Below are 16337 nucleotides of genomic sequence, written 5' to 3'. Positions count from 1 at the left end.
AGGATACGCGAATACTTACATGGAGAAGCTGTACGCCCATTTCATATTTAAAGGAGATACTAACGTGATTACTAAACTTGGACAAGTCATGCTATATGTGAACAATCAAGAAGAAGCCATAGATTTTTGGACTAAAAAAGTAGGGTTTCATGTTGTTTCAGATGAAAATAACGGTGAAGGAATGAGATGGGTTGAGCTTGCACCAACGAAAGAAGCCAGCACAAACATCATCCTTCATAATAAACAACTAATTGCCAAGATGCAGCCAGAATTGAACGTAGGCACCCCGTCGCTCATGTTCTTTACAACAGATCTTGATCGCCTATATACCCATTTAACAAAGCAATATGTAACCGTTGGAGAAATTGTTTCGATGCCATCAGGAAGGGTTTTCAACTTTTCTGATGATGAAAACAACTATTTTGCAGTTATGGAAAAAAACGAACCTCCTCTTTCATTCACTAGTTAAGCAACAATGTTCATCATTGTTGCTTAAACCTGTGTATCATTCATTTATCACATCACATACCGTGAATGGCTTATTAATTTATATCTCCCAAATAAACTGAGGACGTTTCGCCTTTCAAATGTTTGGTCACATACACGCTCAATTCTTTTGGATAAATTCGATAGGAAAGCAAGTCCGTTATTTTTACCCATTCCGCACCAACTTGATGTTTATCTGGATTTTTTGGTACTTGCTGTTGCTTCTCATCTGATCGTGCACACAAAAATAATATTCAATTTGATGCACATTAAAATCAAATGAAGCATATTCATGGTTTTTCCCTATATATTCTCGAATATGAAGCAATTCATTTACTTCCACTTCATACCCTACTTCCTCTAGACATTCTCTTCGGAGGGCTTGATGGAGGGTTTCTCCATGTTCTTGACCACCGCCTGGAAAAAGATAGAAGTACCCTTCGTTATCTTGATTTTTCGTTAATAACACCTTATCTTCCTTAATAATAATTGCTTTTGCCGAATTCCTAATATGCATCATTTATCTCCTCAATTCTATTGACACTCAAATTATTCATATACCCAACTATACAGAATAATCTTATCTTGATAAATCACTCTTAAATGATTAATAATTTCTATCTTAGAGGAGGAGATCACTCGATCTACGACACGTAAAGGAGTTCCATTGGCATCTGTCCAATCATATAGGGAGGTGATACGAGGTGAAGTCATTTAAAGAAATGTAATACTAAGGATTCCCATTTAAAGATGGATGCGTTGAAGAAAAGCAACCGATAACTTGATTATCAAAAAATCGATCACCTTTTAAGGTTCACACCCTCACTTAACCATGCCGCTCATTCATTAACTTTCCAGAACAGTAAAGAAGAGCTTTTCGATTGGAAAAGCTCTCTTTATGTACGAACCTCTTTTTTTAATGCCATTGTCCACTTTTCTTCTTCTACGTATTGCTTTGAGAGAAAGCTTGTTTTTGATTCAGTTAAAACAAATCCGTACTTTTCGTAAATGGTTCTAGCGGCTTCTTGGTTTGATGAAGTCCATAAGATCATTTCACTCACACCTTGATCTTTTGCGTAATCAATCGCTTGATCCATTAACTGTTTTGCACCGCCTTGCCCACGACCACTTGGTTCAATTAAGAATAGGCGCAGTTGGGCAACATCTTGACTTAATAAACTGACAGCAATTGAACCGCAAGGGGTGCTTTCTTTTTCAAGCAGCCAAACCTCTCCCGCATAATCTGGAGAAAAAATGTTAGATACGGATGCTTCAATAAATTCTTTAAACGATTCATCAAAGTTTCTTTCTTTTTTATAGATCTGTGAATGAGATTCGACGATATATGTTTGATCTTCTGTCGTTGCAATTCGTATGTTTAACATTTTTCTACTCATTCGCTCCCTTTAGTCAAAATCGACTTTCCTTTTTTTATCTTAGCATATTTTTATATTGAATATTCGAGCAAACATGATTAAGCTAGTTTCATAGTGTAAAAAGGAGAGACAATATGATCATTCGTACAATAGAACCAAAGGATAATATGCATATCGAATCTCTTATTAAACGTTCACTTGAAGCGCTTAATTTAGATCGTAAAGGGACTGCTTACACCGACCCTCAACTAGGAAGCCTCGCGGAGTATTACGCATCTATTGATGAAGCAAGTTATTGGGTTGCCATACAAAATGGTGAGGTTGTTGGGGGGATCGGTATTGCACCTTTTGATAAAAAGAAAGGGATTTGTGAGTTACAGAAACTCTATTTGCATCCAAAAGCACAGGGGCAAGGGTTATCAAAGAAGTTAATGGACGTTGCACTAACATTCGCTTCCCAGCATTATTCCCATTGCTACTTGGAAACTCATCACAGCTTAACCGCTGCTAGCTCCTTGTATGAACGTTTTGAGTTTAAACCTCTACCTGAACCAATTTCTGGTTCAGAGCACTCTGCAATGGATGCTTGGTATTTAAAAAGATTATCTTAAAAGAAGCGTGAGATAGAGTTTTCTATCTCACGCTTTTTCTTCCTCCATTGCAATCGCATGTTTAACTCGTGTAGCTAATTCATGTGAGGCCTTTGTTAAATAAGTGAGTACAATCGATCGCGTATCTATTGAAATGCCAGCTAAATCTGCTGCAAGGTTCTGGACAAGGTCCTCCCTTTCTGTCATAGTAAGCGAATCATAATATTCTCCCGCTTGGGTAAAGTCATCTTCCTTCGGGATGTCTGAACGCTGGAGTGTGCCTTCTACATATCTATCGTTTCCGCTACTGACTAGATTCGCCGGTGTCCAATTCACTTGATGATTCACTGGCACTTTCCTGAATTCGGGTCCAATGCGGCGACGTTGGGAATCGGAATAAATATTCGCTCGACCTTGGAGCATTTTATCATAAGATAGTTCCGCTCCCTCTAATAGATTTGAAGGCGAAAAAGCAATTTTTTCAACTTCTTCCATAAAGAGATCTGGATTTTGATTAAGCACCATTCTCCCTACTGGCCTTAATGGATACTGGTGCTCACTCCATACTTTTGTGTCGTCTAACGGATCATAAGGGAGCTTCGCCTCATCGCTTGGATTCATCACCTGAACATAAAGATCGTATTGAACACTCTTTCCAGCCGCTATCGTATTATATAAATCTTGCCCGGCAATATCTGGATTCTCCCCTGCTAGTTTAGTCGCTTCTTTTATGTCAATACATTCCTCTCCAGCGAATGGCACCCATCGGTATTTCACATAATGACGCTTTCCTTCGGCATTCCGCCAGACATATGTGTTTACACTATGTCCAGAAATGTGACGTAAACTTTTCACTGTGCCGGTATTTGAATAGAGTCTCACAACAAAGTGAGTCGATTCTGGCGCACTCGCTACGAAATTCCAGAATCGTTCTGGATCGATTAAATTGTTTTTAGGCGATGGCAAAAAAGCCTTAATGGCTTCTGGAAATCGAATCGCATCCCGAACGGAAAAAACAGGTATGTGGTTAAAGACAAGATCAAAAACCCCATCGTTCGTATAAAATTTCGTTGAGAAACCTCGAACATTGCGCGATGTATCCGGTGTTCCCTTCGTGCTGACCGCTGGCGGACAGCGACAGGGACTTGTTCGCCTGGTTGTTGTAAGAATGAAAGTTTTGTGTAATCACTCATTGAATGGATCGTCTCAAAATAGCCAAAAGCACCAAATCCCTTAACATGAACCGGACGCTCCAGAATCTTTTCATGGATAAACGTTTCCAACGTTTCACGCATGACACTATCTTGTTCTAAAACGGGTCCTCGTTTACCGACTGTTTGTGCATGAAGCTCTCCAGGCATATCTTCCTTATACTTGCTTGCATTTTGTCTTTCTTGAGCCTTTCCCTTTTTTGTTTCTTTAATCGTTTGCCCTTTTTCTACGTTCGACACCTCCTCCCTCTTTTCAGAAGTTGGTAGCACTTCTTTCACTGCATTATTTTTTAACACGGACTGTAATTCAGAGGAAGCAACCGATTTAACCTTACGTTGGCTGTTAATTCTTTCATCTTTTTTTTCTACCTTCTTCGTTTGCTTGTGCTTCGCCGCTCTTTGAGCCTCTGTCGACTTTGTCTCCACTCTCTTTATCGGCGTTTTTTTTATAAGTGGTTTCATTTCAGATAACTAAAACCACCCATCATTTGCCTTCTTGTTTTCATCCATAACGTACCCTCCACACATTGATTTCATTTATAACAACGTATGTGGCATGTCTGCTTGTTTATGACTAAAGCTGTATATAAACAAAAAAAGCCAAGACCTAGATCTCGGCTTTTCTTGTTTTAATTTGGTAATGGTGCTTTTGGTGAGAGCAGTTTTTTTTCAATAAGTTCTTGCCAAAATGACGTTGGAATCGTCTCTGCCATCGCCGCCACATCTTCTTTTATTCGTTCCGGTCGCGTTGAACCTGGAATAACTGCTTCAACGGCTGGATGTGCCGTTGAGAATTGCAGTGCCGCTGCTTTTAAACTGACATTATGACGTTTGGCACTTTCTTTTAAACTTTGTACATGTGCTTTAACAGCGGGTGTTGCTTCTGCATAATCGAAATAAGATCCACCAAGCAATGCTCCTGAATTAAATGGTGCTCCAACAATAATACCCATGCCTTTTTCTTGTGCATTCGGCATCATACGCTCTAGAGCGTGCTCATGCTGCATGAGCGTGTATTGAGTTGCTGATAAGCTTAAATTAGGGTGAGCTTCTTCCAAACCAATCACAAGTTCAATCGGAATGGTTGTATTCACACCCAGGCCCCAAGCCTTGATAACTCCTTCTTCTTTTAATCGTGCAAGGACTTGGAAAGCACCTTTTCTCGCTTCATCAAATTTAGAAATCCATTCATCGCCATGGAAATCAGGTGAGATGTCATGTACATAGACAATATCAAGACGATCTGTTTTTAACCGTTCAAGACTTTGCTCAATGGACCGCAACGTTGCATCTGCCGTATAGTCATCAATGACTTTGTTTTTGCGCCCACTTTGGAACAACCCTTCTTTTTCTTCCTTCAGGTCAGAAATAACACGCCCAACCTTTGTGCTAAGTACGTAGTCATCACGATTGTATTTCGATAAGGCATCTCCTAAACGAATTTCCGATAATCCTGCTCCGTATAATGGCGCCGTATCAAAATAGCGGATACCCTGATCCCACGCTGATTGAATGGTTGCTTGAGCCTCCTCCTCTGGGATATCCCGAAACATATTTCCAAGAGGTGCTGTACCAAAACCAAGTTTGTTTTTTATTTTTATACTCATTCACTAAGTCCTCCTTATGCTCTGAATCATGCCCGCACTCATTTAATTGCCGCGATTCATTGATTCAAAACATCTGCCTAGTAACGTAGCTTTAATAGCATGTCCTTAATGTCTTCATCTTGCATCACAATGTTCTGGTACCGTTGTGTAATTTTTGTTAACGCAACATCGTGGTAAAAGAATTCTGTAAAAAACTTCACGAGAGGAGGTGACTGAGTTCGAATTGCCTGCCAACTCCCCTCCTCCATTCCTGCAAAAACCATTTCCTTCTCATCAACGATCAAAATTCGACTCCGTTCAAGTGTCTCATGACTTTGGTTTGGAATAAGCGTCGATACTTTTTTAATCCTTGTTTGAACTTCACCAATCGCATGAACCACAACATCCATACCAGCTTCTTCTTTTGCTTCAAGCACTGATAAATAATGCTGCAAATCATCGGACCAGGCAGAAATGAAAATGGATTTCGTCGCTTCATCGGTTAACTCTTTCATTACAGAAGCAATTGATTGGTTCTCTTTTAACGTCCAAACCCGGTCGTCGATTTCCATTTCCGCAACTTCAATTTTTTTTAATTCTTCTATATTCGCATCAAAATTAGCTTTTAATTTTTCAATCATCGCTTCCATCGGCAAGGCTGTATACTGTCGCTTCTTCTCAACCGTTGCCTCAAGTACAATTCCTTTTTCCACTAGGTTTTTTAATACTTCATATACCTTCGTGCGTGGCACACCAGAACGCTTCACGATGGCCGTTGGATCAAGTGCTTTGTTAATCGTAATAAGTGATGTATACACTTGACTTTCATATTGCGTAAACCCAAATTGCTGGAGCATCGAATCCCCTCTTCTGCACATATTCTTTTCCTAGCATAGACCAAATGCCCGACTAATTTCCACTTGTTCCAAGAAAAAAATAATGTTACTCTCTTAGTGGTAACAAAATCAACAACGAGGTGTTTTATGGATAAACGTGTTTATTTACTAACGATTGTTTCCTTTGTCGTTGGCTTAGTTGAATTAATTCTAGGAGGCATTCTCCATTTAGTCGCATTAGACTTAAATGTCACTCTTGGACAAGTGGGTCTTTTAATTTCTATTTTTTCTTTTGTTTTTGCCGTATCAGGTCCGATTCTTTTATCAGCAACCGCAAAAGTCGAGCGCAAGAAGCTAACGCTGATTACGTTACTTGTGTTCTTTTTTGCGAATGTCGTAGCAGTCGCAAGCACTGGTTATGCCATGCTACTACTTGCTCGTGTGATATCAGCAATGAGTGCCGCTTTGCTTATTTCTCTATGTGTGACGATTGCTTCTAATATCGTTTCAAAACCATATCGAGCGAGGGCAATTGGAATCGTCTTTATGGGCGTAAGTGCATCACTCGTTCTTGGTGTTCCTCTTGGATTAATGCTCGGCAATGCTTTTGGTTGGCGCGCACCCTTTTTATTTATTGTCGTCCTAACAGCAATCTCTTTTTTATGTGTCTACTTTTTTATGGAAGAAATAGCGCCAAAACCTGGAATTCCATTAAAAGAACAATTAAAGACGTTAAAAAACAGCAAAATTGTATTTATCCAATTAACGTCCTTTCTCTTTCTAGCAGGGCACTTAACTCTTTATGCCTACTTAACACCGTTTTTGCAAATGACACTTGGACTCGAGGGTAATTGGATTAGCATGATGTATTTGATCTTTGGAATCGCCGCAATTATTGGAGGAGGCATTGGTGGAATGCTCTCTGATCGTTTTGGTCCTAAGAAAACAATTGTTGGAGTCATTTCCGTCTTTTCTGTTTCGATTTTTTCCATTCCATTTACAACGAGTGTTATGCCACTCTTTATTGGAGTGATGATGGTCTGGAGCATGTTAAGCTGGGCAATTACACCGGCGATGCAAAGTTATTTAATTGCCTCTGCACCAGAAAGTTCTGATATCCAGCAAAGCTTAAACAATTCTGCACTGCATTTTGGAATCGCATTTGGTTCTATGATTGGTGGAGTTGTTATTGAACGAGCGTATGTTGAAATGAATGCAACAGTCGGTGGCGTGTTTGCTTTACTTGCTTTAGCGGTCGTGTTGCTATCGATGCGTAAAGGCAACAAAAAATCAGGTTCAGTATCAGAAGCCGCTTAACAAAGAAAAGCAGTGGGACATTAAGTCCTCACTGCTTTTTCACTTATTTAGTGGCGAACGGAAGCCAGCCCGGACGACTTTGTACATATTCCCACATCGAATCTGGGAATGCCAAGTCCTCACGATCTTCTAAACGAATTTCCGTACGGATCGTATCTTCTTCACCATTCTTTACTTTCTTAATCCAATCTGGTTCAACTAGTAACTCTCGACCAAGCGCGATTAACGGTAAGCCCATATTCAGTGCTTTCACAGCATCATCTGGTGTTTTTACCATCCCTACTCCAATGATTGGAATGTCGTTCCCAATATCATCTTGGATGAGTTTTAACACAGGTGTTTCGCTACTCTTATCACGCATGGATGTTTGCTCAAAATGACCAACGGAAATATGCAAATAATCAAGGCCCTTGTCTTTCAGTTTGTTCAACAATTGCATCGTGTCAGCTAACGTAATACCAGGTTCCTCAAGCTCTTCTGGTGATACGCGATATCCCCACATAAATGGTTTTGTTGCATATTGCGAAATTGTTTTTTTGACTTCATTAACGACAGCAAGGGGGAAAGCCATTCTTTTTTCGAGAGTTCCACCCCACTCATCAGATCTACGGTTGGAATGTGGCGAGAAGAATTGTTGTATTAAATACGTATTGGCTCCATGAATTTCAACCCCATCAAAACCTGCTTGAATCGCTCTTCTAGTTGCTTCGCCAAACGATTTCACCATCTCATGAACCTCTGCATTCGTTAATTCACGTGGTGTTTCGGCATCATCACGCGCTGCTGCAACGGCACTTGCGCTTACCGGCTGCTCACCTACCGATGCACTTGTGCCCATTCGTCCGACATGAAAGATTTGCAAAACAGCTTTTGTGCCTTTACTCTTAATCGTATTAGCAAGTTTTGTCAAGCTCTCAATCTGATTATCAGAAGCAGCACTTAATGACCCTGGAAACTTTCCGTTTTCCTGTACTTGTGCGCAAGAAGTTAGGACAAATCCCACCCCTTCTACTCTGCGCTTGTAATAATTATGTTCATCTGTCGTGACCATGCCATTTTCAAACGATGACTGTGTTGTCATTGGCGCCATCACTATTCGATTATCAACCGTCACACCAGACGCAAACGTAAAAGGTTCAAACAGTGGTTTATAGGTGTTCTTCATAATTGCCTCCTTCGATTTGCATGCGCATGCATATAAAATAAATACAAATACTCTACTCTATTGCATATGACACTAGTTGGTATTTCCGATTCCCTCTCTTCTTAAAACAAGAAGTAGAAAAGGAAATACGCCATGGATTTAAAATGTATGCACATGCAACTATATATAGATAGGGGATTGATGTCAATCAACATGCTTTGCCAAATCTACTTATCGTTTACGCTAAATTGCACCCTTTTCCATTATATAGTATTCTTATAGATAGTCATAAAGCTATTTAAGGCAGGGGATTTTTTTGGAGAAACCTAATCATCTCATTGATTCATGGGTCCATTACGCTAAGTTTTACGCTCGGCTATCAAATGCGTTAGACTCCGTACTTCAACAGCAATATCAATTAAATATAAATGAATTTTATTTGCTATACTTTTTGTCTCAAGCAGATCAAAATAAGCTGCGGTTATCTGAACTCCACCCCAAAGTAGGACTTAGTCAAAGCGCCCTCTCCAGGCTTGTTTCTCGTATGGAAGACTACAGGGGCGAACAAATTGTGACGCGGTCGATTTGCGAAGATGACAAACGCGGCACATTCATTAAGCTTTCTGCATCTGGTGAAACGCTTCTTTCTTCGATCCGCTCCACGCTCGATACAACGTTAAACGAATCTCTTAGCTCTCAAGATATTGAGCATATTTTAGCAATCGTTACTCGTTAATATACAATAAAGAGCGTCTATTTAGACGCTCTTTTGCATGTGCTTACGCAAACTGCTTCTGCTTTTCTTTCACCAAATGATTCCGTGATTCTTCAGCTAATTTACGCAGCTGCTGCAAATCATGATGAAGCAACTTGCCGTTTTGTTTCACCGCATTTCCGCCAACGTACACGGAATCAACATTGCCTGTGTGTGCACACTGGGTCACAACCCCAATGGGATCATTGACAGGAAAGAGATTAATATCATCGGTACGCACCATAATAAAGTCCGCTTCTTTACCAGGTGTCAAAGATCCTATTTTATCCTCAAGCATTAATGCTTTTGCGCCTTCAATCGTTGCGGCTTCTAGCATGCTTTCAGCAGCGATATGCAACTCTGGACCAGGCATTACCCCTCCGTCTAACAACTGCTGGTTCACTCGTGCACGCTCTGCTTGCAGCGCAAATTTCATTTGGGTAAACATGTCTCCACCAGTTGATGTCACTACATCGACACCTAGAGCAACATTTAATCCATTTTCCCGGGCTAATCCTGTTGCGGGATAGCCGTGACCCATCATCATTTCAATTTCTGGTGTGACGGAGATGCTACCACCCTTTTCAGCGAGTAACTTAATCTCTTCTGGACGAACGGCATTTGCATGAGCAAAGTTTACATTTCGACCTAGTAAGTTTGCTTCATTTAGTCGTGTAATTGATTGAGAAGGATGCCCCCATATTCCAAACCCTAAGTGCATGCTGCAAACCGCGTTCAGTTCTCTTGCTAGCTCAATTTCTTTCACACTCGTTTCCCATGCGCTAAATTCCGGTCCTCGAATCGCCAAACCCATTGTCAATAATTGGTCTTCCGATGAAAAATAACGCACTTTTGCTTTCCGTACATCTTCTGCATTATCAAGTGTGCTGTTGTTGTTCCAATACTCCGCATCTCCAGGACAACCGTGAGCAAAGACCGCTCGAATCCCTGCGTCTTCAAGACCTCTAATCATTTCATGTGTATGGTCAGGTGAAATAATCATCGACCAGTCCAGCAAGGTAGTCACCCCTGCATCCAGAGCTTCAAGCGCTCCTAGCAAGTTTCCGATGTAGTCATCTTGTGGTCGCCTAAGTGATCCGTAGTTGCCATAATAGATTTCCCCCAAATACGTCTGCAATGACCAGTCGGTTCCAATATTTCGAATAAGTGATTCCCACGTATGTCTATGAGAATCAACAAATCCAGGCATAATGATTCGATTTGTTGCATCGATTACTTCGCAATTGTCTGTATTTAAATCGTGACCGATCGCCTCAATCTTAGAGCCGTTTACAAGCAAATCGGATTTTTCATAGCTCCCTAGTTTCTTATCAAGTGTAAGGATCGTTGCATTTTTAAAAAGTTTTCTCATCGTTTCCCCTTTCTTGTGCTTTATTTATATAATCTCTTTGTTTCTTCTTATTAGTCTAGTAAATTGGGCATTCATAAGCAATGAATAACGCTTTCATGAATAAATGCAGTAGACATAGAAAACGCCTACTGCTTTTTCATATAGTCTTCATACAACACACTCATTATGATCTCATCCGAATAGACATTATTCATATACAACGTTTGCCTCAATACACCTTCTTGACGAAAACCAGCTTTCTTATAAGCTGCGATTGCTCTAGGATTAGGGAATACACTTGCAATTCTAAGCGATTTAATTGAAGCTGCTCAAAAACGATTTGTTGAGCAAGCAGTGTTGCCTCAGTCCCGTATCCGTTGCCATAGTATTTTTTTGTGATGCATAGCAATTCGACACATGGCTTTGTTATTGTCTAAATCGATTTCTGTAATGGCCAAATCTCCAATTATCACACCACTTTCCACTAAACAAATGGCGAAATCATGACGGGTCGTGTCCTGCTCAAATCGACGTACCGCTGCAATCACTTCTTCTTTCGTAAGGATCTTACGAGTTGCGGTCATGTAATGCTTCTTCATCTTGCAAACCAGAAAAAATGCTAGGGGGATCCTCTTCTTTAAGTGGTCGTAAATAAACGGTATGTCCTACTAACATAAACGTTCTCCTTTCTCTTCTCTATTAAGTTAACGAAAAAGAAAAGCCCACGATAGACCACAAACAAATGAGAATCATTTTTGACATAACCAAAAGCTCCGCTGAAGAGCGCTTTAACATTTTTTGACGGAAACAATCTTTTTTATCGTTTCGACCGCCAAGTGATGTCGGGCTGCCAATTGTTCGATTGAGATCTCTTCAGAAAAAGCTTGTTTCATCGCAGCGTTACGTTTATGAATAAATGCTTTTGTTCCCGAACGTTCACCCCACTGATAATAAGCTGTTTCTTTCTTAGGTATATAGATTGTTTCACCTTGGACATCTTTTTGAATTTCTTTTATTAATTTTTTTGGTAATACGATGGAAGCACTCTTATAAGCCATTCTGCCCAGCTCCTTATTTTATCTTTTTCCAAATAAGGCAGCAAAACCGCATGATAGGAAATAGCACCAAAGCAAATGAGGAGGAATTCCTAGCCCATACAATGGACAGCCATTTCAACCGCAGGCTTTGCATGGGCCTTCACCGAAACCGAATACTCATGAGTATGATGCATAAACACCCCCTAAAAAAGTTTGAATTTTCACTCTTTATTGTATGCGAAACCGAGTAGATGACTCTAGTAACATGAATTATGAAGAGAACTCTTATATTCTGATTTTCAATAGAATAAAACAAAAAACAAACCTGCAACCTTTCGTACACTTTATTTGCTCTAAGTAGTAAGAGGGAGGAACAACAATGACTGAATTAGAGACACTCGCTCGGCAAGCGAGCAGTGGAGATTCAAAAGCCTTAGAGGCTTTGCTTACATCCCAGTACGATAAGCTTTATTGCACCGCTCTCAAATACACTTATAATCATGAAGATGCTTTAGATGCCATTCAAGAAGCATGCTGCAAGACGTTTCTTTCGATCTACAAACTAAAACAACCAGCATACGTCATGACATGGATCACAAAGATTTTGATACGGGAATGCTACAAGTTATTGAAGAAAAAGAACAAAACGATCCCCTATGAAGGAAATGATATTACACGAAAACTAAACCATTCCCAAGAAAATTACCATACGGAACATAGAACGCTTACTGCAGCAATTGAAAACTTAGACGGCAAATACCAATCTGCAATCATACTCCATTATTACCACAACTTATCAATAAAAGAAGTGGCGCTTGTTATGAAGAAAAACGAATCGACGATTAAATCGTATTTGCGTCGTGCGAGAAAGCGGATGAAAACGCATATTGAAAGGAGCAAACAGATTCATGAAGAAACGCTTATCAGGTGAGGAATTAAAAAGAGAGGTTAAGCAAGCCATTATTAAAGGAATCACAAATGGCAAACAAAAGAAGGCAAGAGCTCACATTCATAAGCCTATCGTATATGGGTTAAGTGTATTAGCCGCAGCAATTGGTCTACTGCTCGGAACAGCTTACCTCTCACCAACAATGACTCATGAGCTCTCACGGATTCCAGTTCTAGGATCTGTCTTTACCGTCTCTCAAGATGAGCGCCTTAAAAAAGCAAGTGAGAACGGGTTAACAACTCCTCTCCTTCAGCCACAAACAATTGGAGATGTTTCAATTACGTTAAATGAAGCACTTTATGATCAAACTCATTTCTCATTATTGTTTACCATTGAATCTGAACAAACGCTTAAAGAAGAAGATTATCAAATGCGGACTCTGTCTCTAGTAATTAACGAGAAAGAATTTACTGAAGTTAGCGGGGGCGGAAGTTCTTCAACTGGTGATCCAAACAAGCATATCGTTCGTTACGAATTCGAGGTTCGACAGGATGAAGAAATACCAGAAGCATTCGATCTTGGTATCGTTTGGGATCTAGACAATGGTGATTCCTTCTTTTTCTCTACACCAATTAAGCAACTAGATTATACAGAATTAGCAGTGAACTACGATCAGGAGGTTAGTGGAATTGAACTCGAGGTACACGCTTTGACTTTAAGCAAGTCCGCAACAAACCTTACCTATACGGTTGTAAACCAAGAGGAAATCAATCAATCCTTTGATTTTAAGCTACGAGATCAAGACGGCAAATTTATTTCGCCTTCCTCCGGAAAAACGAGTAGTGCTATTGAAGATGGAAATTGGATTTTATCAGGAGAGGCTCGATTTAATGCATTAGACGCATCGGTTAAATCGTTGCATATAACGCCGGTATTAAATGCAATTACAGAGGATGATGTAACAGAAGATGATACGGATAACGTAAATGCCAGTGTCTCATTTGAACCATTTGAAGTTATAATTCCTTAGAAATTAAGACCTTGGGATCTGTTGAAACAGAACCTGAGGTTGCTCTCCCCCCTTCTCCTTTTTCCATTTGACGCCATTGATCACTCATTTAAAACAAATACAGACCAGTTGGGATTAATAAGAAAGGAAGATGTAAATAGGATAGAGTTTTTGATAAAAATGATTTAATCTTTAAAGCAACAGTTGAATTGATTGCCGATAACGGCTTAAGCAAACATTAGCAAGGGAGCCTTTGTATATCATTTTCCTTCAAAAGATGATTTGCTAATCGAGTTAAACAAGTATCTTGTACGTTATTCGATTCATTTGGTTTAAAAGAAAGTCGCACATGTGGAATCCTATACAGAAGTCTATTTGTTTGCTGGTCTTTATGGGTAAAAGAGGCTTCTACTTACAATTAAAAAGAACGCTCCAAAAGTCATTTGGAGCGTATTTCTATTTTCACGACGTTTTTAATTGCTCGTTCTTGAACGTGTATAGTGTGAATTACTCCGAACTTAGTAACTATCTATCTCAAACAAGTATATGGGATTCCTTTTTAATCATCTGGAGACGCTTCCATTATTTATCGCTCGTTTCTTTTTTCTTTGCTTGTACCATTCTGTGACTACATGAGAAGGATAGACTTGAACTTCCTCTTGTAGCATATTTTTAAGGAGCCGATACTGATATTCAACGTTATATGAATCTTTTAATTGATCATATAACTTCATAAGCGTAAAATAACTTTCTTCAATATACGGGTACATTGTCTGAATACGTAAGAATAAAGTAATGGAATCTTCGTAATTTTTAATAGAAAAAAGAAAACGCCCTACTTTTGTAGCTGTCATGTACCAAAAATTCTTGAGTCGTTCTCTTTCATTTTCCGCCCACAGATACCCTTCCCTACTTAAATAATCCCCTTTATATCCATCTAGTACAAACTGGAAGTCTTTCAACGTTTTTGAGGTAAGATAAGGCAAATGTTTAACCGTTTTTTCCCACTCGATCGTGTCAACTTTAACTTCGCCAAGCAATAATTGATAGTGGTCTTCTACACTTTTTATTATAAGTGAAGGAAAAACCATCAGTGTTTTTCGTACTAGGTATATAGTAGAATATAATTGTGTGTATGCTTTCTTAATTTCAAAGTCTGGCCACAATACTTCAATGATTAAATCTTTCTTTACTAAAGAACCTTGATAATGCAACAAAAACAGGAATAATTCTTTTGCTTTGGTTGTACGCCACTGAACATTTAATGGTACTCCATCACTAATTAACTCAAACGAAGGCATGCACTTTATTAACGATTGCTTAGTTGATGGTGCCTGTTTTTTTACTTTCATGACTCGATTAATGGTTTTACGTAGTCTATCGAGTGTAACAGGCTTCATGATATAGTCTACAGCGTTTAATTCAAATGCTTTTACAGCATGTTCTTTAAATGCTGTCACAAACACGATTTTAATATGGGGATGCTTCAATTGGACCTGTTCTGTTAAATCGAGCCCATTTCTACCGCCAATTTCAACATCAAGGAAAATCAAATCAGGCGGATCACGATCAATTGCCTTGACAGCCTTTGACACAGAATAATAGGTTTCGAGCACAGTAAATTTCCCAACCTCCATAAGCTGCTTCTCTAAATATGAAAGTTCTAAAGGTTCATTGTCTATTAAAATGACTTTCATGAAGGAGTGCCCTCCTATAATCCGTTAATTGATTGTAAGTTTAGATAAACGTTTTAGCCAACTGTTTCTTCAGTAATTTCTACTTTAATTGAATAGTACCCATCCGCATTGACCATTAGGGCACTTATTGCCTCTAATTTGGCAATAACCTCTAACGAAGTTAGTGCTCTTTCTTCTCTAAATGTAAGTGAAGTAACACGATCTACTTCAAAGTCCAACGTACTCACCCCTTTTTTTAATATGAGATTCACAACAGGATAGCTGTTAAACGATAAACATAAACTAACGTTATAGGTCTTTCCTATACAAAAACTATACAACTGTTAAGATTATATACCAAATAGTGTAAGTTACGTACTTTTAACCATTTTTGACTCCATCCATTTAACCAATAAAGGAATCGCGTCCTTTCGATTGTGAATTCCAATCTTACTATATATGCTGCTTATGTAATTGCGTACGGTCCCCTCATTTAAATTCATCTTCTGTGCAATCTTTTTGTTGCTGTACTCATTCGTTAAATAATAAATCACTTTTTTTTCCATTCTCGAAAAACGTATTGTAGCAAAATGCCCCAGCTCGTCTTTGAGTAATTGTTTATCGTATACGAAGTCACCAGTTAATACCTTCTCAACAGAGGATATCAAATGATCATATGTTGTTTCGGTCAATAGAAGTCCATTAACCGCGCACTTTATACACATCATTGTGTACTCATAGGACGGGTCATTTGCTAAGACGATTAATGCAACGTCTTTATAGACATTGCGTACATGTTTCATCCATTCAAGTGACTCCGCTTCCTCTCCAAAGATAAACACAAGCTTTGGATCATGCTCTTGTAAATAGCGGTTTACAGCTTCAACTGATTCAACCATATGTAAGTCAAAAAAATCATCTTGACTTAAACGGAATTGAAACAATTCAGCGAGTAAGCAGTGTTTTGACATAAGTAGTGCTTTCATATAAAAACGCAACTCCTAATTCTGAACTGTAACCCGAAAAATGGACACTTTAAAAAAGTCCATCTTTCGGGTTTTTTGTGTTCTTTTTT

Annotated in this window: 17 protein-coding genes and 2 pseudogenes; 7 read left to right on the top strand and 12 right to left on the bottom strand. The window is 39.2% G+C overall.

Going from position 1 to position 16337, the window contains the following annotated elements; all coding sequences use genetic code 11:
• Positions 1 to 64: 64 nt before the first annotated feature.
• Entirely contained in the window at positions 65 to 469 is a 405-nt protein-coding gene (locus tag BK584_RS22885; protein WP_078394878.1) for a VOC family protein, read from the top strand.
• Positions 470 to 542: 73 nt separating this feature from the next.
• On the opposite strand, the pseudogene BK584_RS22880 reads toward BK584_RS22885, so the two are convergent.
• Positions 543 to 1006 (bottom strand): annotated as a pseudogene (locus tag BK584_RS22880) (NUDIX domain-containing protein).
• A 376-nt stretch (positions 1007 to 1382) separates the two neighbouring features.
• Complete coding sequence (locus BK584_RS22875) at positions 1383 to 1883, bottom strand: GNAT family N-acetyltransferase (protein ID WP_078394876.1); 501 nt, start codon at positions 1881 to 1883, stop codon at positions 1383 to 1385.
• A gap of 113 nt (positions 1884 to 1996) precedes the next feature.
• On the opposite strand from BK584_RS22875, the gene BK584_RS22870 reads away from it, so the two are divergent.
• Positions 1997 to 2473, top strand: coding sequence for a GNAT family N-acetyltransferase (locus BK584_RS22870; protein ID WP_078394874.1), 477 nt, complete (start codon positions 1997 to 1999; stop codon positions 2471 to 2473).
• A 27-nt stretch (positions 2474 to 2500) separates the two neighbouring features.
• Here the strand turns inward: BK584_RS22870 and BK584_RS22865 are convergent.
• From BK584_RS22865 to BK584_RS22855, 3 genes and pseudogenes are all read right to left on the bottom strand, one after another.
• Positions 2501 to 3813: pseudogene (locus BK584_RS22865) on the bottom strand (catalase).
• A 479-nt stretch (positions 3814 to 4292) separates the two neighbouring features.
• Positions 4293 to 5270: an aldo/keto reductase gene (locus BK584_RS22860; RefSeq protein WP_078394872.1), complete on the bottom strand. Its 978-nt coding sequence runs from the start codon at positions 5268 to 5270 to the stop codon at positions 4293 to 4295.
• Between the two features lie 77 nt (positions 5271 to 5347).
• Positions 5348 to 6106 carry a TrmB family transcriptional regulator gene (locus BK584_RS22855; protein WP_078394870.1) on the bottom strand — a complete coding sequence of 253 codons (759 nt, stop codon included), beginning with the start codon at positions 6104 to 6106 and terminating at the stop codon, positions 5348 to 5350.
• Between the two features lie 126 nt (positions 6107 to 6232).
• Here BK584_RS22855 and BK584_RS22850 point away from each other — a divergent pair, with 126 nt between their 5' ends.
• Complete coding sequence (locus tag BK584_RS22850; RefSeq protein WP_078394868.1) at positions 6233 to 7402, top strand: MFS transporter; 1170 nt, start codon at positions 6233 to 6235, stop codon at positions 7400 to 7402.
• A gap of 43 nt (positions 7403 to 7445) precedes the next feature.
• Here BK584_RS22850 and BK584_RS22845 read toward each other — a convergent pair whose 3' ends face one another.
• Complete coding sequence (locus BK584_RS22845; protein WP_078394866.1) at positions 7446 to 8567, bottom strand: NADH-dependent flavin oxidoreductase; 1122 nt, start codon at positions 8565 to 8567, stop codon at positions 7446 to 7448.
• A 295-nt stretch (positions 8568 to 8862) separates the two neighbouring features.
• Between BK584_RS22845 and BK584_RS22840 the strand changes: the two genes are divergently transcribed.
• On the top strand, positions 8863 to 9282 hold the full coding sequence (locus BK584_RS22840; RefSeq protein WP_169871479.1) for a MarR family winged helix-turn-helix transcriptional regulator: 420 nt from the start codon (positions 8863 to 8865) through the stop codon (positions 9280 to 9282).
• A 43-nt stretch (positions 9283 to 9325) separates the two neighbouring features.
• Here BK584_RS22840 and BK584_RS22835 read toward each other — a convergent pair whose 3' ends face one another.
• From BK584_RS22835 to BK584_RS22825, 3 genes are all read right to left on the bottom strand, one after another.
• Positions 9326 to 10672, bottom strand: coding sequence for an amidohydrolase family protein (locus BK584_RS22835; protein WP_078394862.1), 1347 nt, complete (start codon positions 10670 to 10672; stop codon positions 9326 to 9328).
• A gap of 341 nt (positions 10673 to 11013) precedes the next feature.
• A complete protein-coding gene (locus BK584_RS25225; protein WP_245808952.1) occupies positions 11014 to 11235 on the bottom strand; it encodes a hypothetical protein in 222 nt (73 codons plus the stop codon).
• A 204-nt stretch (positions 11236 to 11439) separates the two neighbouring features.
• The gene (locus BK584_RS22825; RefSeq protein WP_078394860.1) at positions 11440 to 11709 is read right to left on the bottom strand and encodes a CD3324 family protein; all 270 of its coding nucleotides are present in this window, start codon (positions 11707 to 11709) and stop codon (positions 11440 to 11442) included.
• A gap of 358 nt (positions 11710 to 12067) precedes the next feature.
• On the opposite strand from BK584_RS22825, the gene BK584_RS22820 reads away from it, so the two are divergent.
• From BK584_RS22820 to BK584_RS25675, 3 genes are all read left to right on the top strand, one after another.
• Positions 12068 to 12619, top strand: a complete 552-nt coding sequence (locus tag BK584_RS22820; RefSeq protein ID WP_078394858.1) for a sigma-70 family RNA polymerase sigma factor — start codon at positions 12068 to 12070, stop codon at positions 12617 to 12619.
• Positions 12597 to 13607 carry a DUF4179 domain-containing protein gene (locus BK584_RS22815; RefSeq protein WP_078394856.1) on the top strand — a complete coding sequence of 337 codons (1011 nt, stop codon included), beginning with the start codon at positions 12597 to 12599 and terminating at the stop codon, positions 13605 to 13607. The genes BK584_RS22820 and BK584_RS22815 overlap by 23 nt, the downstream gene beginning before the upstream one ends.
• A gap of 216 nt (positions 13608 to 13823) precedes the next feature.
• Positions 13824 to 13922, top strand: a complete 99-nt coding sequence (locus tag BK584_RS25675) for a TetR family transcriptional regulator (protein WP_078395812.1) — start codon at positions 13824 to 13826, stop codon at positions 13920 to 13922.
• A gap of 227 nt (positions 13923 to 14149) precedes the next feature.
• Here the strand turns inward: BK584_RS25675 and BK584_RS22805 are convergent, their stop codons facing one another.
• From BK584_RS22805 to BK584_RS22800, 3 genes are all read right to left on the bottom strand, one after another.
• Positions 14150 to 15283, bottom strand: a complete 1134-nt coding sequence (locus tag BK584_RS22805) for a response regulator (protein ID WP_078394854.1) — start codon at positions 15281 to 15283, stop codon at positions 14150 to 14152.
• A gap of 53 nt (positions 15284 to 15336) precedes the next feature.
• Positions 15337 to 15501: a hypothetical protein gene (locus tag BK584_RS24845; protein ID WP_169871477.1), complete on the bottom strand. Its 165-nt coding sequence runs from the start codon at positions 15499 to 15501 to the stop codon at positions 15337 to 15339.
• Between the two features lie 132 nt (positions 15502 to 15633).
• On the bottom strand, positions 15634 to 16248 hold the full coding sequence (locus BK584_RS22800) for a helix-turn-helix transcriptional regulator (RefSeq protein WP_078394852.1): 615 nt from the start codon (positions 16246 to 16248) through the stop codon (positions 15634 to 15636).
• Between the last annotated feature and the right edge of the window lie 89 nt (positions 16249 to 16337).

Origin of the sequence: Shouchella patagoniensis, from assembly GCF_002019705.1 — a bacterium.
Lineage (GTDB): Bacteria > Bacillota > Bacilli > Bacillales > Bacillaceae_D > Shouchella > Shouchella patagoniensis.
The sequence above is the reverse complement of the archived record's forward strand: the minus strand, read 5'-3'. Positions and strand labels throughout refer to the sequence as shown.